Source organism: Dechloromonas hortensis (genome assembly GCF_009469765.1).
Lineage (GTDB): Bacteria > Pseudomonadota > Gammaproteobacteria > Burkholderiales > Rhodocyclaceae > Azonexus > Azonexus hortensis.
On record NZ_SSSQ01000016.1, the window covers coordinates 12,067 to 33,540 of the forward strand.

At 55.8% G+C, this 21,474-nt stretch carries 19 protein-coding genes; all 19 read left to right on the plus strand.

What is annotated here, in order from left to right; all coding sequences use genetic code 11:
- Positions 1-18 precede the first annotated feature (18 nt).
- The 19 genes from GH663_RS18895 to GH663_RS18985 all read left to right on the plus strand — a co-directional run bounded on the left by GH663_RS18895 (position 19) and on the right by GH663_RS18985 (position 21,469).
- The gene (locus GH663_RS18895; RefSeq protein ID WP_153133158.1) at positions 19-942 is read left to right on the plus strand and encodes a GDP-L-fucose synthase family protein; all 924 of its coding nucleotides are present in this window, start codon (positions 19-21) and stop codon (positions 940-942) included.
- Positions 939-2,135 carry a DegT/DnrJ/EryC1/StrS family aminotransferase gene (locus tag GH663_RS18900; protein WP_153133159.1) on the plus strand — a complete coding sequence of 399 codons (1,197 nt, stop codon included), beginning with the start codon at positions 939-941 and terminating at the stop codon, positions 2,133-2,135. The genes GH663_RS18895 and GH663_RS18900 overlap by 4 nt, the downstream gene beginning before the upstream one ends.
- Before the next feature lie 29 nt (positions 2,136-2,164).
- Positions 2,165-3,013, plus strand: coding sequence for an ABC transporter permease (locus tag GH663_RS18905; RefSeq protein ID WP_153133160.1), 849 nt, complete (start codon positions 2,165-2,167; stop codon positions 3,011-3,013).
- Between the two features lie 3 nt (positions 3,014-3,016).
- Positions 3,017-4,288, plus strand: coding sequence for an ABC transporter ATP-binding protein (locus GH663_RS18910; RefSeq protein WP_153133161.1), 1,272 nt, complete (start codon positions 3,017-3,019; stop codon positions 4,286-4,288).
- A 28-nt stretch (positions 4,289-4,316) separates the two neighbouring features.
- Complete coding sequence (locus GH663_RS18915; protein ID WP_153133162.1) at positions 4,317-6,017, plus strand: FkbM family methyltransferase; 1,701 nt, start codon at positions 4,317-4,319, stop codon at positions 6,015-6,017.
- Complete coding sequence (locus GH663_RS18920) at positions 6,014-6,979, plus strand: glycosyltransferase family 2 protein (RefSeq protein ID WP_153133163.1); 966 nt, start codon at positions 6,014-6,016, stop codon at positions 6,977-6,979. Before GH663_RS18915 ends, GH663_RS18920 begins: the two co-directional genes overlap by 4 nt.
- Positions 6,980-6,986: 7 nt before the next feature.
- On the plus strand, positions 6,987-7,877 hold the full coding sequence (locus GH663_RS18925) for an alpha-1,2-fucosyltransferase (protein ID WP_170291458.1): 891 nt from the start codon (positions 6,987-6,989) through the stop codon (positions 7,875-7,877).
- Entirely contained in the window at positions 7,874-8,941 is a 1,068-nt protein-coding gene (locus GH663_RS18930; RefSeq protein ID WP_153133165.1) for a glycosyltransferase family 2 protein, read from the plus strand. The genes GH663_RS18925 and GH663_RS18930 overlap by 4 nt, the downstream gene beginning before the upstream one ends.
- Positions 8,942-8,989: 48 nt before the next feature.
- Entirely contained in the window at positions 8,990-9,916 is a 927-nt protein-coding gene (locus tag GH663_RS18935) for a glycosyltransferase family 2 protein (RefSeq protein ID WP_153133166.1), read from the plus strand.
- On the plus strand, positions 9,913-11,049 hold the full coding sequence (locus tag GH663_RS18940) for a glycosyltransferase family 4 protein (RefSeq protein WP_153133167.1): 1,137 nt from the start codon (positions 9,913-9,915) through the stop codon (positions 11,047-11,049). The genes GH663_RS18935 and GH663_RS18940 overlap by 4 nt, the downstream gene beginning before the upstream one ends.
- A complete protein-coding gene (locus tag GH663_RS18945) occupies positions 11,046-12,005 on the plus strand; it encodes a UDP-glucose 4-epimerase family protein (protein ID WP_153133168.1) in 960 nt (319 codons plus the stop codon). Before GH663_RS18940 ends, GH663_RS18945 begins: the two co-directional genes overlap by 4 nt.
- Complete coding sequence (locus tag GH663_RS18950; protein WP_153133169.1) at positions 12,005-12,559, plus strand: sugar transferase; 555 nt, start codon at positions 12,005-12,007, stop codon at positions 12,557-12,559. Before GH663_RS18945 ends, GH663_RS18950 begins: the two co-directional genes overlap by 1 nt.
- Positions 12,560-12,747: 188 nt before the next feature.
- Positions 12,748-14,562, plus strand: a complete 1,815-nt coding sequence (locus GH663_RS18955; RefSeq protein WP_153133170.1) for a nucleoside-diphosphate sugar epimerase/dehydratase — start codon at positions 12,748-12,750, stop codon at positions 14,560-14,562.
- A gap of 53 nt (positions 14,563-14,615) precedes the next feature.
- Positions 14,616-16,547, plus strand: coding sequence for a bifunctional 3-phosphoshikimate 1-carboxyvinyltransferase/cytidylate kinase (locus GH663_RS18960; RefSeq protein ID WP_153133217.1), 1,932 nt, complete (start codon positions 14,616-14,618; stop codon positions 16,545-16,547).
- Positions 16,548-16,638: 91 nt separating this feature from the next.
- Positions 16,639-18,318 (plus strand): 30S ribosomal protein S1, encoded by a 1,680-nt coding sequence (gene rpsA, locus GH663_RS18965; protein ID WP_066883490.1) that lies wholly within the window; start codon positions 16,639-16,641, stop codon positions 18,316-18,318.
- A gap of 12 nt (positions 18,319-18,330) precedes the next feature.
- A complete protein-coding gene (locus GH663_RS18970) occupies positions 18,331-18,615 on the plus strand; it encodes an integration host factor subunit beta (RefSeq protein WP_066883492.1) in 285 nt (94 codons plus the stop codon).
- A 74-nt stretch (positions 18,616-18,689) separates the two neighbouring features.
- The gene (locus GH663_RS18975; RefSeq protein ID WP_170291459.1) at positions 18,690-18,971 is read left to right on the plus strand and encodes a LapA family protein; all 282 of its coding nucleotides are present in this window, start codon (positions 18,690-18,692) and stop codon (positions 18,969-18,971) included.
- Positions 18,968-20,140 (plus strand): lipopolysaccharide assembly protein LapB, encoded by a 1,173-nt coding sequence (gene lapB / locus GH663_RS18980; RefSeq protein ID WP_153133172.1) that lies wholly within the window; start codon positions 18,968-18,970, stop codon positions 20,138-20,140. The genes GH663_RS18975 and lapB overlap by 4 nt, the downstream gene beginning before the upstream one ends.
- A 9-nt stretch (positions 20,141-20,149) precedes the next feature.
- A complete protein-coding gene (locus GH663_RS18985; protein ID WP_153133173.1) occupies positions 20,150-21,469 on the plus strand; it encodes a UDP-glucose dehydrogenase family protein in 1,320 nt (439 codons plus the stop codon).
- Positions 21,470-21,474 lie beyond the last annotated feature (5 nt).

Below are 21,474 nucleotides of genomic sequence, written 5' to 3' on the forward strand. Positions count from 1 at the left end.
AGATAACGATAGGTGGCAATGCGCATATTAATCACTGGCGGTCAGGGTATGGTCGGCCGCAATTTCATAGAGCATGCTGCAGCGAAAGATCACGAAATTCTTGCTCCCGCGAGCAGCGAACTTGATCTGCGTGACGCTCACGCTGTCGGCTGTTACCTCAAGGAATATTCGCCTGATGTTGTCGTACACGCAGCGGGGCGCGTGGGGGGTATTCAGGCGAACATGCATCACCCTGTGGCCTTCCTGGTTGAGAACCTGGATATGGGCCGCAACATCGTCTTAGCATCGCGCCATGCTGGTGTGAAGCGACTGCTGAATCTGGGCAGCTCTTGCATGTATCCCCGCAATGTTGCCAATCCCTTGCGCGAAGAAATGGTTTTGTCAGGGGAGCTTGAGCCGACCAATGAAGGCTATGCACTTGCCAAAATCATGACAGCCCGGCTGTGTGATTACATTGGTCGTGAGGATGCCTCATTTCAGTTCAAGACACTGATTCCTTGCAATATTTATGGTCGCCACGACAAATTCGACCCCAAGCACTCGCACATGGTTCCGGCCGTGATTCACAAGATTCACCAAGCCAAGGTGGGTAGTGCCGATACGGTTGAAATCTGGGGGACGGGCAAGGCACGGCGCGAATTCATGTATGCCGGTGATCTTGCTGATTGCATGTGGAGAGCGCTGGCGCATTTCGACACCTTGCCTTCGATGCTGAACGTAGGCCTGGGCACGGACTTGGCAGTTCTAGGCTATTACCAGGCGGTGGCCCGTGTGGTTGGTTACTCCGGCAGCTTTGTGCATGATTTGACTAAGCCCGAAGGCATGGCCCAGAAATTGGTGAGCGTTGAAAAACTTGAACAATGGGGATGGCGTGCCACTACAAGCCTTGACGATGGCATCGCCAGAACGTATCAATTCTATTTGGAAGGACTCAAGGCATGACTCTGCCAACCTACCCGCTTGCGACAGCCACCTGGGATGACGCTGAATACAACGCAATCCAACGGGTTGTTGAATCCGGCATGTTCACCATGGGGGCTCATGTTCAAGAGTTCGAGAAGCAATTTGCCGCCTACACCGGTAGCCGCTACTGTGTCATGGTCAACTCCGGATCATCGGCCAATCTGCTGATGGTCGCCGCCTTGCGGTTTCGCAAGGAAAATTCCCTGCAAGCTGGCGATGAAATCATTGTTCCGGCAGTTTCCTGGAGCACCACCTACCATCCCTTGCAGCAATATGGCCTGAAGCTGAAATTTGTTGACGTAGATCGCGATACGTTGAACTACGATATCGCTGCGCTGAGCGCAGCAGTTACCGACAAAACGCGCGCCATCATGGTGGTCAATCTGCTCGGCAACCCGAATGATTTCGCGGCTATCGAGCGCATTATCAATGGCCGCAACATCCTCGTGCTGGAGGACAACTGCGAGTCCATGGGGGCATGCTTCAACGGGCGTCAGGCCGGGACTTTCGGCGTGATGGGCTCCTACAGCGCATTCTTCAGCCACCACATTTCCACGATGGAAGGTGGCATGGTGGTCACCGATGACGAAGAACTCTATCACATCATGCTGTCGGTACGTGCGCATGGATGGACGCGGAACCTGCCCAGGCATAACCAACTGACCGGCACAAAGAGCGATGATCCGTTTGTGGAATCGTTCAAGTTCGTGCTGCCCGGCTATAACCTTCGGCCGCTGGAAATGAGCGGGGCGATCGGCATCGAGCAGATTCGCAAACTGCCAGGGATGGTCGTTGAGCGGCGTCGTAACGCCAAGAAATTCGTGGAGCTGCTGGCCGATTACCCGTGTCTACGCGTTCAGAAAGAAATTGGTGAAAGCAGTTGGTTCGGGTTCAGCATTATTGTCGAGCCGGATGCTCCTTTCACACGTGCCGATCTGGTGCGCATTTTCACCGAGCACAAAATCGATGTGCGTCCCATCGTGGCGGGTAATTTTGCCAAGAACGAGGTCTTGCGCTGGTTCGACTACGAAATTCACGGCTCACTCAAGAACGCGGAAGAAATCGATACCAGCGGCCTGTTCATCGGCAACCATCACTATCAGCTCGATCAGGCATTTTCTTTGCTGCGGCAGGCACTTGATGCAGCAATGGGTGTGACAGCCAACACCTGAGGCACAGGCCAGAAAGCGGAAACAAACAGATGTCAGATACCCTTACCGGTCACGGCGCTACCCGCGTCGTGATCCGTCCCCGAGCAGACCACACGCTTGCTGACTGCATCCGCGATGTGTACTCGAACCGCCACATTGCCTGGACGCTAGCTCTACGCGAGATCCAGATCCGCTACAAGCAATCTGTGGTCGGCGTGGCTTGGGCTGTTCTGCAGCCGTTGGTAACGACGGTGGTTTTCACTCTTCTGTTCGGTCTTCTGGCCAAGATCCCTACCGATGGGGTGCCATATCCGGTGTTTGTGCTGTCGGGCCTGCTGTTCTGGCAGTATTTCAGCAAGGTAGTGTCAGAAGCGTCTGGCTCCCTCGTCAAAAATGAGGGGATCATTACCAAGGTTTTCTTCCCGCGCCTCATCCTGCCCTTGGTCCCCGCGCTGTCGGCTGCAGTGGAACTGGGTATTTCCCTTGTCATTCTGTTTGTGCTGATGCTGATCTATGGTGTCACCCCCACGCCATATGTGCTACTGCTGCCAGTCCTGCTTCTGTTTGCGGGTCTGCTGGGCTATGGCATTGGCCTTATGTTGTCGCCGATCAACGCGATCTATCGGGATGTCAGTATTGCCTTGCCGTTTTTCGTGCAGATCGGGATGTACCTGACGCCCGTGATCTACCCGGTCAGCTTCGTTCCGGAGCGTTACCAGTGGGTCTTTTTGTTCAACCCCGTCGCTGCGTTGCTGGATACCGCCCGTGCGGCTCTGCTGGGTAGCCCGTTTCCGTCGCTGGCTGCCTATGGTGTCCTGCTGCTGTGGACGGCATTCATTTTCACGCTCGGCTTCCGCACCTTCCGAAAGCTAGAGCCCGCCATTGTTGACAGGATCTGACGCATGACCCCTATCATTAGTGTCAATGGCATAGGTAAAAAGTACAGGCTGAACGGCGCAGGGTCTGCACATGACACCCTGCGGGACTTGTTGGCTTCAATGATCTCACGCAATCGCCCGGAGCGCGCTACAGAGGCGCCCCAAGCAAATCCGCGTGAATTCTGGGCGTTGAAAGATGTCTGCTTCGATGTGAACGAGGGCGAGGTTGTCGGCATTGTCGGCCGCAATGGGGCAGGCAAGAGTACGCTGCTGAAGATACTCTCGCGTATCACCACACCCACGACCGGTGAGGCCATCCTCAATGGGCGCGTAGGCTCGCTGCTGGAGGTGGGGACGGGCTTTCACCCCGAACTGACCGGGCGTGAGAACGTCTATTTCAACGGCACCATCCTCGGTCTGAGAAAACACGAGATCAAGGCGCGCTTCGACGAGATCGTGGCCTTCTCCGGTATTGAGGCTTTCATCGATACGCCGATCAAACGTTATTCGAGTGGCATGAAAATGCGACTGGCATTTTCCGTCGCGGCCCACCTTGAGCCCGAAATCATGATTATCGACGAAGTGTTGGCTGTTGGTGATGTCGATTTCCAAACCAAGTGTCTGGGCAAGATGCGCGATGTAGCCAGCGCGGGCCGTACCGTCCTGTTCGTGTCACATAACATGAATGCAGTAATGCAGCTATGCTCCCGTATCGTTTGGCTGGAGCGTGGTCAGGTCAAGGCAGACAGCAAAGATGTCCACCAGACCTGCGGGCGCTATCTGTTGGGCGAGGAGGGGAAATTACAGGGGGGTCATGAGGCCGAGCTTCATGGTGCGCTTGAATGTGACTTTTTCTCGCTGCGCTCTTTCCGGATTGTGGGGCCAGAAGGCGTCACGCTTGACCACCCGATTCCTGGGAGCTGCGATTTTGGCGTTGAGATCACCCTGGATATTCACCGCTTGAGCCCGCTGCTGAATTTTGGGTGCGTCGTGGTTGATGAAAATGGTCAGCATGTTCTCTGGTCTGTCACGACTGACAAAGCGGTCGAAGACTGGCCAGAGCTAAAAGTTGGGCGGAACGTAATCACGGCACGGGTGCCCGCCCATCTGCTGAATGAGGGGCGTTATCGCATGGATTTTTTTGCTTCACTCCATGGACAGGGCTGGTTTTCCGAACCCGGCAATACGTCAGTGAGTGTGCACTTGCAGGTATCTGGAGGGTTGAGCGAGTCGCCTTACTGGCGCTCTCGCCGTCCAGGCTTCATTGCCCCAGTGCTTAATTGGGTAGCGAATTAAAATCGATGCAAAGAGGCTGGAGAGTCTGATGATTAAGGCAGCTTTTGTCACCCAGCATGAGAGCTGGCCTTGGGAGCGTCAGCTGCCTAGTCAGCAGCATGTTTTTGAAGGGGTGGATTTTTTCGCCTCGACTGATGAGGCAGAAATCGTTTTTGTCTATGATGCGTTGCCGGAGAGCAGGTTTGTTCTAAAGCGGCCAGTGCCAGTGGTTTTTATCTCGTCTGAACCGGAGACAGTCAAGCGTTACGCCCCGGCTTTTCTGGAGCAGTTCGACGCAGTTATTACCGCGGACCGTGAGACGCAGCATCCGCGGCGCATTTTTGTTCAGGCAGGGCTGCCGTGGCATGTTGGTTGCGTATCAGAAAAAGGTGGATTTCTTGCGTCTCCGATGACATTTGATGACTTTAAAAAGCATGAACCAAGTAAAACAAAACTCGCTTCTGTAGTGTCATCTAACAAAGCTTTTACCGCTGAACATCGTGCCAGACTTGAGTTTGTTGCGAAACTCAAGGAAGCCTTGGGGGACCAGGTTGATGTGTTTGGGCGCGGAATTGTCGATTTCGCTGACAAGAGGGATGTTCTTGATTCATATAGATATCATATTGCGATAGAAAATTGTGCTATTGAAAACTATTGGACCGAAAAGCTTGCTGATCCATTTTTGACATTGACATTTCCGATCTATCACGGTTGTCCCAACATTACTGACTATTTTCCTCAAGATGCCTTGCGGATGATCAATATCTACAAGCCGGATGAAGCGATAGAGACAATCAAAGAGGTAATTGGTTCAGACTTGGCTGAACGTAGTCGAGAGCATTTGCTGGAAGCCCGCAGACGCGTTATGCATGAACATAATGTATTCGGTCTGCTTGCTAGGGTCGCTAAGCAAATGCTTGCTCCTGAAACTGATTCAATGCAGTGGCGCGCAAGAACATTCCGTTCAGAAAACCAGTTTATGTCCTTTGTGGAAAGCCCGCGGTTGTGGTTACGTATCCAGCTAGGAAGATTGCCCATGCTTAGGAAAATATTGCGGTCTCTAAAAGGATGGGGGACAAAGAAAAATGAAACAATGCGACATTGCTGGATGTATTTGACGGACGAATTCTACAGATCGCATCAAAGATGGATTTCTCATAATCCCAAAGATGAGGTTCGCTATCAGTACGAACTGCCGCTTGGCGCCAATATTCTTGATGTGGGGGGCTATGTGGGCGATTTTGCGGCGAGATTTGTTGATATCTGTGATGCCAATATAGCGGTGTTTGAACCGATTCCGAAATTTGCATCTCAGATTGAGCAAAGGTTTGTTGAAAACACAAAAATTAGCGTCTATGAAGCGGGGTTGTCAGATAAGGATGAAGTAGTTGAATTTGATCTTGATGCGGATGCCTCTGGGGTGTTTGGTTCGACTGGCTGTCAGAAAGTGCAAGTTAATTTGTGGGATGCAGAGCGGTTTCTCAGCCAGTTCGGAACCGATGAGTGGCACCTTGCAAAACTGAACATTGAAGGTGGGGAGTACGCTCTTCTGAATCGGCTCATTGATACTGGACGTATCAGGACGATCAAGTATCTGCAGGTACAGTTTCACCTGCATGTCCCTGGTGCGAGAGAACAATACAAGCAACTGGCGAAACGCTTGCGGCGCACACACAAGCTCCAATGGCGCTATCCCTTCGTCTGGGAGTCTTGGGTTCTCCGGAAGGATGCGAGTAAGCAGCCTACATGAGTTTCCATGACATTGACGTTGTGGTGCCAGTTTTTAATGGTGAAAAATATATCGCCAAGGCGCTGCAATCGGTTCAGCAACAGACAGTGCCAGTGGCGCGTATCATCATTGCCGATGATGGCTCCACGGACGGGACTGCACAAATCATTGAGAACTTCAGGCAGTCTGATGATCGGGTACTTTATCTGAAACTGACGCATGCTGGTGTGTCAGCTACGCGGAATCAAGGGATTCGTGCTTCGACGGCAGCGTATGTAGCCTTTCTGGATGCCGACGACATCTGGCTGCCGGAGAAGCTCGAACGCCAGCTTGATGCCTTTGAACGCGGGGGGGCGGAGACAGGCTTTGTGCACTCGTCCTACTTCTGTATCAACACGCAGGGCGAGTGTCTGCCGGATCAGAAGGTCGTGCCTCCCAAGCAGCGCGGTGACATTTTCATGCCGCTGCTGCTTGACGGCTATGTGTTGTCAGGTTCTGCGTCGAGCGTTCTGGTGCGGCGCACTGTGCTAGACAAGGTGGGCTATTTCGACGAGCGCTTGTTCTATGGCGAGGACTGGGATCTTTGGCTGCGCTTGGCGCAGGTGAGCAAGGTGGATTTTACGTCGGAGGCCGTTGTCGGCATCCGTGTGCATGACGGCAGCGCGCAACGCCGCGCACGGCCCGGTCGGGCATTGCAGTTTTTCCAGCAGCAGTTGCTGGTGTATTCGAAATGGGAGGCGCTTATTAGTGGTGATAAGCGCTTCAAGGCACGCTTACGCAAACAGGCCGTCGATGCGGTCTTGCCGGTGCTCACCCATCCTGCCGAAGCGTTGTCGTTTTACTGGAACCTGGCCACGAGCGAGAGTGTGCTTGTGCGTTCGATTGTACGCAATGCCCTGACGTTCTGGCTAGAGGTATGCATTCGTGTTCTTCGTATCGTTTGGTGGCATGCAAAGTCCAAGGCGGGGTTGAATGGGGAGTGAGCCAGATATGAGTGGCAGCGTTACAATCCGTCTGGTGGGCGGGCTCGGCAACCAGATGTTCCAGTATGCGGCTGCGTTGGGGTTAGCTGAACGGCAGGGCAGGGGGCTGCGTCTGGATTTGTCTGCGTTCAAAGCCTACAAGACGTGGCCCTACCAACTAGATTGCCTGCGGGTGCCGCAGGATCTGTACACCGGTGTGCCCTTGGCTGGGCCTGTTTCTGCATCGTTTGCGGCACGAGTGATGCGGCGGCTCAAGGGTGGCTACTCTTTCCGTGGGGGCGTGTATCGGGAGCCCCATTTCCATTTTGACCCGACTTTCTTCAGCCTCGTAGGCGAGGAAATTCTGCTCGACGGATATTTCCAGAGTCCGCGCTACTTTGAGGGGGCGGCAGCCTTAGTGTGTGAGCGGTTTCAGCCGAAGGCGCCGCTGACTGAGGCTGCAGCGGGCTGGGCGGCGAAGATTGCAGCTTCCCCACGCAGCATTTCTTTGCATGTGCGCCGGGGGGATTATTTGCAGGCCGCTGCCTCTGCGGTGCATGTGGCGCTGGATCGAAATTACTATGACCGTGCCGTGGCGCTGATGCAGGATTTGGTGGGGCCAGAGGCGGACTTCTTCCTGTTTTCCGATGAGCCGGACTTCGTCGCGGAGGCTTTTGCTGGGTTGTCGCGCGCGCATGTGGTTCGTTCTGATCCGGCTGTCCCGTGGGAGGATATGTTCCTGATGGCGCGTTGCCACCACAATATCATCGCCAACAGTTCCTATTCTTGGTGGGGCGCTTGGCTGAACCCTGCGCAGGGCAAGCGGGTCATCGCACCCGCCCGCTGGTTTACCCCCGGCAGATTGGCGGCTTGCAATGTGCTCGACCTTTATCCTGATGACTGGATTCTGCTGAAATGAGTCAGACCCCTGCTGTAAGTGTTGTGCTGCCTGTGTATAACGGTGAGGCCTATCTTCGGGAGGCCGTGGAAAGCATTCTGGCGCAGACGTTTGGGGATTTTGAGCTGATCGTCATTAACGATGGCTCCAAGGATGGTAGCGGTGAGATCCTGCGCGAGTTGGCTGCCCGCGATCCGCGCGTTGTGCTGGTGGAACGCCCGAACGCAGGGCTGGTGACGACCCTGAATGAGGGGGTCGCACGCGCGCGTGCTGAGTTCATTGCACGCATGGATGCGGATGACGTGGCCAGACCTGAGCGTTTCGGGCTTCAGTATGCACGCTTAGTCGCCGAGCCGCAGCTGGGGGTGTTGGGTAGTTCCATTCAGATCATAGATAAGGTCGGCGGCTTCATCCGGCAGGGTGACTATCCGGTCACCCCGGCAGAGACCTTGCGTTTTCTAGAGCACGGTTGTCCTGTCGCGCACCCCGCCGTAATGATGCGACGGGATGCGGTGCTGAAGGCAGGGGGCTACCGAAAGGTTTTCTCCCATTGCGAGGACTATGACCTGTGGCTGCGGATCAGCGAGCTGGGTTACTGCATTGCCAATCTGCCGCAGCCTCTACTGAACTACCGTATGCATGGTGCTAATGTGTCAGCGGTCCATCGTGAGGCGCAGGAACTGGGCAGCATCGTGGCTCGCCTCGCCCATCGGGCACGCAAGGCTGGGCTGCCTGATCCTACATATGGGGTTGAGACGATTCATGCCAGGCTTATTGAGGCGGTACCTGAATACCTGCGACAAGATGTGGACGCGGCATTTTTCGTACTGCGGCATGCTCATTTGTCGCTTGCGGGAAGAGAAGAGATTATTGCTGCTTGGAAGCAGTACTTGCAGCTGGGCTCTCTGGCGCAGCGAGAAACTATAATGTGCGACTTTCTCATGCGACTGCTCAATGGCGCAGTGCGTAACCGAGATGGCAGTCTGGCTATGCGTGCCTTTTCTGAAGCCTTGCGCTTGCATCCGAGGGCATCCTCCGAGCTGTTGTGGCGAAAGTTAAAGGCTGCCGTCAGTGCCCGGTATTGAAATTCGCGCTCTTGGTTCGCTCAAAAATGCTTTCAGGGCAAACTGTATATGATTTCTGTCGTTATACCGCTATACAATAAGGCTGCACATATTGCTGATGCAATAAAAAGTGTTTTGGCGCAAAGTGTTGCACCTCAAGAGATTATTGTGGTTGATGATGGTTCAACCGACAATGGTGTGACCATAGTTAGTCAATTTAATGACGCTGGCGTTCGATTGCTACGTCAGCCTAATTTAGGTGTTAGCGCTGCACGAAACTTGGGGTTACAAGAGGCGACTAGCAGATATGTCGCATTTTTGGATGCAGATGATTATTGGCTACCTGATCATTTGAAGACTCTCTATGGTCTGATAGAAAGGTGGCCTCAGGCATCGTTGGTGTCTACTTCGCATTACATCAAGCGGGGCGGAAAGCTTTACGCTGCTAAATCCTCGTTACCCGCGGGCTGGGAGGGGGGTATAGAAAATTTCTTTGAAATATATGCTAACGGTCTTTCCTTGGTGAACTCTTCGACTGCATGCGTTAACCGCCAGAGGTTGATAGACGAGGGGGGGTTCCCCGTGGGGGTGAAACGTGGGGAAGATATTGTTGCATGGACTCGTTTGGCTTTAGGCAATGTAGTGGCTCACAAAGCGATTCCGACGTCTGTATATAACCAAGAGGCCGAAAACAGAAGTACCATGTTGCGAGAGCAAGAGCCTCCCGGTTCGCTCCTCTATTTGGCCAAATTGTTGAGGAGTCATGAGCTGAAAGCTCATGTCGGCAACAGTATAGCGGTGCTGTTTGATCGAATTGCACTGGTGACTGCTGCTGGTTTTTACTTGAGTGGTGATGTGGTCGGGGCAAAAAAAATTGCCAAATTGATGCGCGATAGTGGGCGGGTGAAATCCTCTATTGCGATACGTTTAGTTATATTACTGCCTTTGAGTGTTTTACGCTTGGCTAAGCAGCTTAGGCATAGGCGGGTTACATGAATCGGTCGCGACCTAAGCTACTTTTTTTTGTGACGGTAGACTGGTTCTTCTGCTCTCATTTCCTAGGGCGTGCAATCGCTGCTCGCGAAGCGGGATATGAGGTGTTGGTCCTTACTGACGTTGATCGTCACGGCGACATAGTACGGAATGCTGGATTGCGCTTGTTACCTTTGCCGATTCGTCGTAGCAGCTTGAATCCCTTTGGTGCGCTGCTTGCGTTGGTGCGCATATTGAGCGTATACCGCAAAGAGCAGCCAGATCTGATTCACCACGTTGCCCTTAAACCTATTCTGCTTGGTGGGCTGGCGGCATGTTTTATCGGATGTCATAGGGTCATCAATGCCGTTGTTGGCGGCGGTTATGCATTTACTTCGCAGCACCCTTTTGCGCTCATGCTCCGCCCGTTTCTGAAAGTGGGTTTAAGGCTACTGCTAAATCCACAAGGTAGCCGCGTCGTTTTTGAGAATAGTGACGATTTATCTAGCTTCGTTGAGGCAGGGTTGGTGCGAAGGAGGGATTCATCCCTGATACGCGGTGCCGGGGTGGAACCTGATAGATTTCAGTCAGGTTTTTCGGAAGATAGATTGCCAACTGTCGTACTCGTGGCACGGTTGCTGTGGGACAAGGGGATCGGTGAATTTGTCGAGGCGGCCCGGGTGTTAGGGTTGCGTGGCGTGAAGGCACGCTTTGTCATTGTTGGCGAGATCGATCCCGATAACAGAGCTTGCATCGATTCCGCCACGCTTGAGGCTTGGAAAGCGCAGGGCGTTGTCGAATTGTGGGGATTCCGCAGTGACATACCTCAAGTATTGAGGGAGGCAACGGTTGCTTGTCTGCCCTCTTATCGGGAAGGCCTGCCAAAGTCGCTGCTAGAGGCCATGGCCGCAGGATTGCCTTGTGTCACAACTGATGTGCCGGGTTGTCGCGAAGCCGTAAGGGATGGTGAAAATGGCTTGCTCGTACCGGCAAAGAATGTCCCTGCCCTTGCAGATGCACTCGAATGCCTCCTGCGTAATCCTGAGTTGGCTAGGAAGATGGGGGAGTGTGGTCGAAAGCGTTTGGAGCAGGAATTTTCAGCACAATATGTAAACGAAAGAACACTAGCTTTGTATAAAGAAATGCTTATGAAATGACGGTATTGGTAACGGGTGCAAATGGATTTGTTGGTTCTGCTCTCTGCGAAAGCTTGTCTAGAGAGGCCGTCTCTGTACGTGGTGTTGTTAGAACGCTAAAGTCACATCCGAGCTGCATCGAGGACATCGTTATTGCTAGAGTTTCTTCAGGGACCGATTGGACTTTTGCACTGAGAAATGTGCGAGAGGTGGTGCATCTGGCTGCACGAGCGCATGTGATGAACGATAGGTGCTCAGACCAGTTGGCAGAGTTTCGCAGCATAAACGTCGCGGTAACAGCCAATCTCGCACGGCAAGCGGCGGCAGCAGGGGTGAGGCGTTTTATCTTTGTCAGCTCTATCAAGGTCAATGGTGAGCTAACGAGGGTTGGGCAGCCTTTCACAGCTGACGATCTACCGGCTCCGGAAGATCGCTACGGAGTGTCCAAGCATGAGGCTGAGCAGATACTATGGCAGATCGCTTCCGAGACGGGGATGGAGGTAGTGGTACTTAGGCCACCATTGGTGTACGGCCCTGGGGTCAAAGGCAATTTTCTACGCCTCATGCAGACGATCGATAAGCAACTGCCTTTGCCTTTTGGTGCCATTCGGAACCGGCGCAGTTTGATCTATCTGGGCAATTTAGTGGATGTTATTCGTCTGTGTCTTACACACCCCGAGGCGGCCGGGAAGTCGTATTTGGTGAGCGACGGTGACGATGTGTCTACGCCTGAGCTGATTCGCCGAGTTGCAACCGCTTTGGGATGTCGGCTGTTTCTTGTGCCAGTTCCGGTTTCGTGGATTAGGTGGGTTGGGGGAATGCTAGCCAAGCAGGCTGTGGTTGATCGTTTGCTTGGTTCTTTGTATGCTGATATCGAACCTCTGAGGGAGGGTTTGGGCTGGAGGCCACCCTACACGATGCAGGCGGGGCTTGAGGCTACTGCGCACTGGTATCGCAACACCAAGGCAAATACGTGATGCTGCGCTTTCTGGATATTGTGCTTGCTGGCATTGGGTTGTTGCTCACTCTTCCCGTGATGGCGCTTCTATTCCTGTTAGGCCTGTTTGACACAGGGGCTCCCCTGTTTTGGCAGGTACGCGTGGGGCGCCACCAAAGACCATTTACTTTGGTGAAATTCCGTACCATGCGACCCGGTACGCAATCGGTCGCGACACACTTGGCCAACCCGGCGGCAGTAACTCCATTGGGTATCTTTTTGCGGCGTACGAAGTTGGACGAACTGCCGCAGTTGTGGAATGTGTTCAAAGGGGAAATGAGTTTAGTCGGGCCGCGCCCCTGTTTGTTCAGTCAGCTAGAACTGATTGAAGAGCGCGCCTTGCGGGGGGTTTTTGCTGCGCGCCCTGGTATCACCGGTTTAGCGCAAATCAGTGGAATAGACATGTCGACCCCCCGACGGCTTGCCGAGACAGATGCTTGCATGCTGCAGGACTTGGGGGGGCTTAAGTACTTCATATATATTTTCAAGACGGTGATAGGTGCAGGCAGTGGTGACCGCATACGGCAGGGGTGACGTGACGATGGCTAGTCGTTTTCGGAGCTGTGGGTCCCACTTGGTGCTCACTTGCTCGGATGTGGATGAGATTCAAGCGATTCTTCGTTGCGTTTCGCATTGAGGGGCAGGCCGGGGCTCGTTGGCGGGGTAGAATTATAAGTTTGCGTCCCGTAGAGGGCGACTCTATTTTTTCTGGAAGCCGTTGCATGACCAATCCTCGTACTTTGGCCGCCTTTGTTCACGATCTGGTGGCGGCTGCGCTGGCGTGGATGCTTGCTTTCTGGCTGCGCTTCAACTTTGACGTGCCAGCTGAGTTCGCGCAGTCTGCTGCTTATTCGCTGCTTTGGGTGCTGCCCCTATTTGGCTCGCTATTTTTTGCTTTCGGTCTGTATCGTGGATTGTGGCGATTTGCTAGCCTGTCCGATTTGCAGCACATTTTGTCCGCGGTGCTGACCGGGGCGGTTTTGACGATGGTGGCCGTCGTATTTCTTGGCCTGGGGCCGATCCCTCGTTCGGTGCTGGTCTTGCATCCGCTGCTCCTGGCATTGGTGATGGGCGGGAGTCGCTTTGCCTATCGCAGTTGGAAGGAGCATCGCCTTTACGGTCCGGCCAAAATGCGAGGGCAACCGGTGCTTGTTCTTGGCGCTGGGGAGGCTGCCGATTCCTTGTTGCGAGAGCTGAATCGTAGTGGACTGTGGTATGCCGTTGCGCTGGTGGATGACAATCCGGCCAAGGTGGGGCGTCGCCTGCGTGGCTTGCCCGTGTTCGGACCTTTGGCCAATGTGCCGGAAGTGGCCGAGAAATACGGCGTCAAGCATGTCGTCATGGCTTTGCCTGGCGCCAAGTCCGGCGAGCGGCGCCGAGTTGCCGAGTTGGCGGCCGTTGCGGGCTTGACCGTGATGACTATGCCTTCCTACGACGATCTGTTGGCCGGGCGTCTGTCTGTTTCGAGCATCCGTCGCGTCGAGTTGGAGGACCTACTTGGGCGTGATGCTGTTTCGCTGGATGATGCTGGCCTGCATGAGTTGCTGACCGGGCGTGTTGTTTTGGTCAGCGGGGCGGGGGGGTCAATCGGCTCAGAGCTGTGCCGCCAGATTGCCCGTTTTGAACCGTCACGCCTAGTCTTGTTGGAGGCCTCAGAGTTTGCCTTGTATCGAATCGATGATGAACTGAAACAGTCTTTCCCCAAGCTGGATTGTGGGTGTTGGGCAGGAGATGTGCGGGACGCTGAGCGGGTAGCTGAGATTCTGGCAGCTGAGCAACCCGCTGTTGTTTTTCATGCGGCCGCCTACAAGCACGTTCCATTGATGGAGCATGCCAATGCCTGGCAGGCAGTGCGGACGAATGCGCTCGGAACCGTGACGCTGGCACGGGCGGCGCAACAGGCGGGGGTCGATAAGTTCGTGTTGATTTCTACCGACAAGGCCGTCAATCCAACCAACGTAATGGGGGCCAGCAAGCGTCTGGCCGAGCGTCTTTGTCGGGCGACTCAGGCTGCTGGCGGGACGCGTTTTATTACGGTGCGTTTCGGCAATGTGCTGGGCAGCAATGGGAGTGTGATTCCCAAGTTTCGTGAGCAGATTTCTCGTGGTGGGCCGGTTACCGTGACTCACCCGGATATCGTCCGTTATTTCATGACCATACCCGAGGCGGCTCAGTTGGTTTTGCAGGCGGGCTGGATGGGGCAAGGGGGCGAGATATTTGTCCTAGACATGGGCGAACCGGTAAAGATTGTTGATCTGGCGCGTGACATGATTCGGCTGTCCGGCTTTTCCGAGGACGAAATTCAGCTTGAGTTCACCGGCCTGCGTCCTGGAGAAAAACTTTACGAAGAGTTGCTGGCGGATGATGAGGCAACCTTGCCGACGCCGCATCCAAAGCTGCGCATAGCCAAGCTGGCTGACAGTATGAGTGATCTTGAGTTTCAGGAGCTTCTCGGTTGGTTGGCGCCCAGTGTGCGTGAGGCTGCTGCCGTCAAGGTTGGCTTGCAGCGTTTTGTGCCTGAATACGTGATGAATTGATTCGTTCGGAGGCGTGGGGCCTTCTTTCTCTGCAAATGGAGTCTTCCTTGAGTATCGAATTCCTTGATCTTCCCCAGTTGATCTCTGCCGGCGGCACGGTTCGCTTGCCTGGCTCAAAAAGCATTTCCAACAGGGTGTTGTTGCTGGCTGCGCTCGCTGATGGTGAAACCGAAGTTCGCGACTTGCTGGCTTCCGATGATACCGAACGCATGCTTGACGCCCTTGAGGCGCTTGGCGTCGGTGTTGAGGCGCTGGGTGGGGAAGATTGGCGGATCAAGGGTTGTGACGGGAAATTTCCGGTCAGGCAGGCTGAGTTGTTTCTCGGCAATGCCGGCACCGCCTTCCGGCCGCTAACGGCGGCGTTGGCGCTGGCGGGTGGCGACTACATCCTGAAGGGGGTGGCGCGGATGCACGAGCGGCCGATTGGCGATCTGGTCGATGGCCTGCGCCAGTTGGGGGCGGATGTCACTTATTTGGCCAACGACGGTTTTCCACCGCTGCACCTTAAGTCTGCAACGATCAGGGCCGGGGGCACGGTTCAGGTGCGTGGCGATGTCTCCAGTCAGTTTCTGACCGGCTTGCTGATGGCGCTGCCGCTAACTGGCGAGACTGCTACGGTCGACGTCATTGGGGAGCTGATTTCCAAGCCCTACATTGAAATCACATTGGCCATTATGGCGCGCTTTGGTGTGCAGGTGCAGCGCGAGGGTTGGCAGCGTTTCACGGTGCCGGCCGGCAGTCGTTATGTTTCGCCGGGCACGGTTTATGTCGAGGGCGATGCTTCGTCCGCATCCTATTTTCTCGCGCTGGGCGCCATCGGTGGTGGGCCGGTTCGTGTCGAGGGGGTTGGTCGCGACTCGATTCAGGGCGACGTCCGCTTCGCCGAAGCGTTGGCACAAATGGGTGGCGAAATCGAGATGGGGCCAAATTGGATGGCGGCGCGGGCGCCCAAGTCGGGTCTTGCTGCGGTCGACTTTGATTGCAATCACATTCCCGACGCTGCGATGACGCTGGCCACGACGGCGTTGTTCGCCAAGGGTACCACCACGCTGCGCAATATTGCTAGCTGGCGGGTCAAGGAAACCGACCGCATCGCTGCCATGGCGATTGAGTTGCGCAAGTTGGGGGCGGTGGTTGAGGAAGGCGAGGATTTCATCCGTGTTACGCCAGTCGAACTAAAGCCGGCTGCAATCGATACTTACGACGATCACCGGATGGCGATGTGTTTCTCCTTGGCGGCATTTGGCACCCCATTGCGTATCAATGACCCGAAGTGTGTGGCCAAGACCTTCCCGGGTTACTTCGAGCGTTTCGCTGGCGTTACTCAAGCTGCGCCGGTGATTGCCATCGATGGCCCTTCGGCCTCCGGCAAGGGAACGGTGGCGGCACGCGTTGCGGCGGCGCTCGGTTTTGCCTATCTCGATTCCGGTGCCTTGTACCGGTTGACCGCGCTGGCGGCGCAACGGGCGGGAGTCGATTGGGCTGATGAAGAGCGTGTGGCGGCAATTGCTGCGGCGCTGGATGTTGAGTTCCTTGAGAACGAAATTCGCTTGGGCGGGCAACTGGTCGGCGATGCGATCCGCACCGAGGCAATGTCGGCCGGGGCCTCGAAAGTGGCGGCTTTGCCGGCGGTGCGCGAGGCCTTGCTGTTTCGTCAGCGTACCTTCAATACCAAACCCGGTTTGGTCGGCGATGGCCGCGACATGGGCTCGGTCATCTTCCCGCATGCCCCGCTCAAGGTCTTCCTGACGGCGAGTGCCGAAGTGCGCGCCGAGCGCCGTTATAAGCAGTTGATCGAAAAAGGATTATCTGCTAATCTCGCGGACCTTCTGTTAGATCTTCAGCAACGTGACGAGCGCGATTCGCAGCGCAGCGTTGCTCCGCTCAGGCAGGAGCATGATGCCAAATTGCTCGATACCACCGGGCTCACCATCGAACAGGCGGTGGATCAGGTGCTGGTGTGGAGCAGGGAAGCGTTGAAGTAAGGTGTTGCCGGCTGCAATGGTCGGCAATATGTTTGAAACCTCTAACCCGCTGTGAATTTCACGATTCGCGGCATGAAAGTTCTCTCCGTCAATGGAATCTTTTGCTCAACTATTTGAAGAATCCCTGGCTCGCCAGGAAATGCGTCAAGGCGAAGTTATCACTGCAGAAGTGGTGCTCATCGATCACAACTTCGTTGTGGTCAATGCCGGCCTGAAATCGGAATCCTATGTTCCGCTCGAAGAATTCCTGAATGATCAGGGCGAACTCGAAGTGCAAGTGGGCGATTTCGTCCAGGTTGCCATCGAGATGCTGGAAGACGGCTACGGCGCTACCCGCCTGTCGCGCGATCGCGCCAAGCGCATCGCTGCCTGGAACTTCCTGGAGCAGGCCCTGAACGACAATACCCTGGTTACCGGCACCATCACCGGCAAGGTCAAGGGCGGCCTGACCGTCATGTCCAACGGCGTCCGTGCATTCCTGCCGGGTTCGCTGGTCGACATGCGTCCGGTCAAGGACACCACCCCGTACGAAGGCAAGACCCTCGAATTCAAGGTTATCAAGCTGGATCGCAAGCGCAACAACGTGGTCATGTCCCGTCGCGCCGTCCTCGAAGCCACCGCTGACAAAGATCGCGAAAAGCTGCTTGAGAACCTCAAGGAAGGCACCACCGTCAAGGGTATCGTCAAGAACATCACCGATTACGGTGCATTCGTCGATCTCGGTGGTATCGATGGCCTGCTGCACATCACCGACCTGGCCTGGCGCCGCGTCCGTCACCCGTCCGAAGTGCTGGCCGTGGGCGACGAAGTTACCGCCAAGATCCTCAAGTTCGACGCCGAGAAGAATCGCGTCTCCTTGGGTATGAAGCAACTGGGCGACGATCCCTGGGTTGGTATTGCCCGCCGTTACCCGGCTGGTACCCGCCTGTTCGGTAAGGTTACCAACCTGACCGACTACGGTTCATTCGTTGAAATCGAACAAGGCATCGAAGGCCTGGTTCACGTTTCCGAAATGGATTGGACCAACAAGAACGTTCATCCCTCCAAGGTTGTTTCCCTGGGTGATGAAGTTGAAGTCATGATCCTCGAAATCGACGAAGAGCGTCGTCGTATCTCCCTCGGTATGAAGCAGTGTCTGCCGAATCCGTGGGATGATTTCGCGATGAACCAGAAGAAGGGCGACAAGGTTCGCGGTGCGATCAAGTCGATCACCGACTTCGGTATCTTCATCGGTCTGCCTGGCGGCATCGACGGTCTGGTTCACCTGTCCGACCTCTCTTGGAGCAGCACTGGCGAAGAAGCCATCCGCAACTTCAAGAAGGGTGACGAAGTTGAAGCCGTCGTGCTCGGTATCGACGTCGAGAAGGAGCGTATCTCCCTCGGCATCAAGCAGCTCGAAGGCGACCCGTACACCAACTTCATCGCTACCCACGAAAAGAACAGCATCGTGCGCGCTACCGTCAAGACGGTTGATGCCCGCGGCGCCGTGATGACGCTGGATGGCGAGAACGAAGGCTATCTGCGCGCTTCCGAGTTCTCTCGTGATCGTATCGACGACCTGTCGCAGCACCTGAAGGTGGGTGACGAGGTTGAAGTCATGATCATCAACGTGGATCGCAAGACCCGTGGTATCAACCTGTCCGTCAAGGCCAAGGATCAAGCCGAGCAGCACGAAGCGATGCAGAAGTTCTCTGCCGAGTCGAATTCTGCTGCTTCCGGTACGACCAACCTGGGCGCCCTGCTGAAGGCCAAGCTCAACCAGCAAGGCTGATAGGCATAAAGCATGACCAAATCCGAGCTCATCGCCCGGCTGGCGGAGCGGTTTCCGCAGTTGGTGGCGAAGGATGCTGATTTTGCGGTCAAGATGATTCTCGATGCGATGTCCGACGCACTTGTGCGTGGGGATCGTATCGAGATCCGCGGATTCGGCAGCTTTGCGCTCAACTACCGGCCGCCACGCACCGGTCGTAACCCCAAGTCGGGGGAGAAGGTCAGCGTTCCTGCCAAGTGGGTTCCCCACTTCAAGGCGGGCAAAGAACTGCGTGAGCGGGTTGATCAGGCGATCTGACAGTCCGCTGAGCAGACGCAATGTGGTAGATTCAGGGCAGTGAATGATTTCACTGCCCTTTTTTATTGAATGTCATGACAGCACTGACTTGGGCCATCCGGCTCATCATTTTTTCCTTTCTGGTCGTTTTTGCGGTGCAGAACACCGATCCGGTGGTTCTGAACTTCATCCTCGGTCAGGCCTGGCAGGCACCGCTGGTTATCGTGCTGCTTGCCTTTTTCGTCGGCGGTGCAATGCTCGGTGTGCTCTCGCTGTTGGGCGTGATCTATCGCCAGCGCCGGGAAATCGCGCGCCTGAAGCGTGCGGTCAACAAACCTCAGTCCGTCATTTCGCAGGAACCTCCACCGGTCGCATGAACGATCTTTTTGAATACTGGCAGTTGCTGCTCATTCCCTTGTTTTTTGGGCTGGGCTGGGCGGCGGCCCGCGTTGACATGCGCCAGGTGGTGCATGAATCCCGCGCCTTGCCGCGCTCCTATTTCCAGGGGCTGAATTTCCTCCTCAACGAACAGCCGGACAAGGCAATCGACTCCTTTCTCGAGGTCGCCAAGGTCGACTCGCAAACGGTCGAGCTCCACTTTGCCCTCGGTAATCTGTTTCGCCGGCGCGGGGAAACCGAGCGTGCCATCCGCATGCATCAGAACCTGATTGATCGTCCCGATCTGGAAGAGGAGGTGCGTTTGCATGCACTCTCCGAGCTCGGGCAGAATTTTCTGAAGGCCGGCTTGCTCGATCGTGCCGAAGAGATTTTCAACAAGCTGCGGGGAACGGCTTTTGAACTCGAGGCCAAGCGCAACCTGCTGGAAATCTACCAAGTCGAGAAAGAATGGCTGAAGGCCATCGAAATTGCCGGTGAATTGCCGGATGGTGTAACGCAGCAGCAGGTGGCAGAGTTCTATTGTGAGTTGGCCGCCAATGAAATCATGCGCTCCAAGCCCGACTCGGCGCGCGGATATATTGAAGCCGCTATCCAGCAGAACCGGAAATGTGTCCGCGCCAGTCTGTTGCAGGGCGACCTGTTGCTTCAGGAAGGCAAGCCGGAAGCGGCCATTGAGGCCTGGCAGCGGATCGAGCAGCAGGATCCGGCCTATCTGGCCCTGGTTGCCCAGCGCCTGCTCGAGACCTATCGCAAGCTGGAGCGCCGCGATGAGGGCATTGCCTTGTTGCGCGGTTATCTCGAACGCTACCCGTCGCTCGATCTGCTGGATGTCGTCTATCAGTTGATTCTTGAGGGTGAGGGGACTGAGTCTGCCTATCGCCTGGTGCGTGATGAATTGCAGCGCAATCCGACCCTGCTTGGTCTCGAGAAACTGATGAGTGCCCGCCTGCCGTTAGCCCCGCCAGATGTGCGTGGCGACGTCGAGCTGGCCAAGACCATCATCCAGGGCTACACCAAGCGCCTGTCGCGCTATCGGTGCGATAATTGCGGTTTCAAGGCGCGCCAGTTCTACTGGCGCTGTCCTGCCTGTGGCGGCTGGGAAACCTATCCGCCGCGCCGTAGCGAAGAATTCGATCAAACTCTGTAGGAAGCATCCATGAAAATCACCGTCGTCGGCACCGGCTATGTCGGTCTGGTAAGTGGTACCTGTCTCGCTGAAGTCGGCAACGACGTCCTCTGCCTGGACGTCGATCCGGAAAAGATCCGCATTCTCGAAGAAGGCGGCATCCCGATCTACGAACCGGGCCTGCAGGAAATGGTTCGCCGCAACGTCGCTGCTGGCCGCCTGAGCTTCACGACCGATGTCGAGAAGGCCGTCCACCACGGCACCATCCAGTTCATCGCCGTCGGCACTCCGCCCGACGAAGACGGCTCGGCCGACCTCCAGTACGTGCTCGGTGCCGCCCGCAACATCGGCCGCCTGATGACCGACTACAAGGTCGTCGTCGACAAGAGCACCGTCCCGGTCGGCACCGGCGCCAAGGTCAAGGCCGCCATCGCCGACGAACTCCAGAAGCGGGCGGTCGACATCCCCTACAGCGTCGTTTCCAACCCGGAATTCCTCAAGGAAGGCGCCGCCGTCGAAGACTTCATGCGCCCCGACCGCATCGTCGTCGGGGCCGAAGAAGAGCAGGCCATCCACCTGATGCGCGCCCTCTACGCCCCGTTTCAGCGCAACCACGAACGTCTGATCATCACCGACGTCAAGAGCGCCGAACTGACCAAGTACGCCGCCAACGCCATGCTGGCCACCCGCATCAGCTTCATGAACGAACTCGCCAACCTGGCCGAAGTGCTCGGCGCCGACATCGAAATGGTCCGCCAGGGCATCGGCTCCGACCCGCGCATCGGTTATCACTTCCTCTACCCGGGCTGCGGCTACGGCGGCTCCTGCTTCCCGAAAGACGTCAAGGCCCTGATCGCCACCGCCCAGGACGACGCTGACATCACCCTCAAGGTGCTGACCGCCGTCGAAGAAGCCAACGACGCACAAAAGCATGTCCTGACTAACAAGCTCAAGGCCCGCTTCGGCGATCTCAAGGGCAAGCACTTCGCGCTGTGGGGCCTGTCCTTCAAGCCCAACACCGACGACATGCGTGAAGCGCCGAGCCGCGAACTGATCGCCGACCTGTTCGCCGCCGGCGCCACCGTCACTGCCTACGACCCGGTCGCCATGCACGAAACGCAACGCATCTTCGGCGATGAAGCACGTCTCATGTACGCCGAGAGCCCGATGGGGGCGCTCGACAATGCTGACGCACTGGTCATCGTCACCGAGTGGAAGGAATTCCGCAGCCCGGACTTCGATGCCATCAAGCAGACCCTGAAGAACCCGGTGATCTTCGACGGGCGCAACCTCTACGATCCCAAGCTGGTACGTGGACTGGGCATCGAATATTTCGCAATCGGACGTTAATTGAC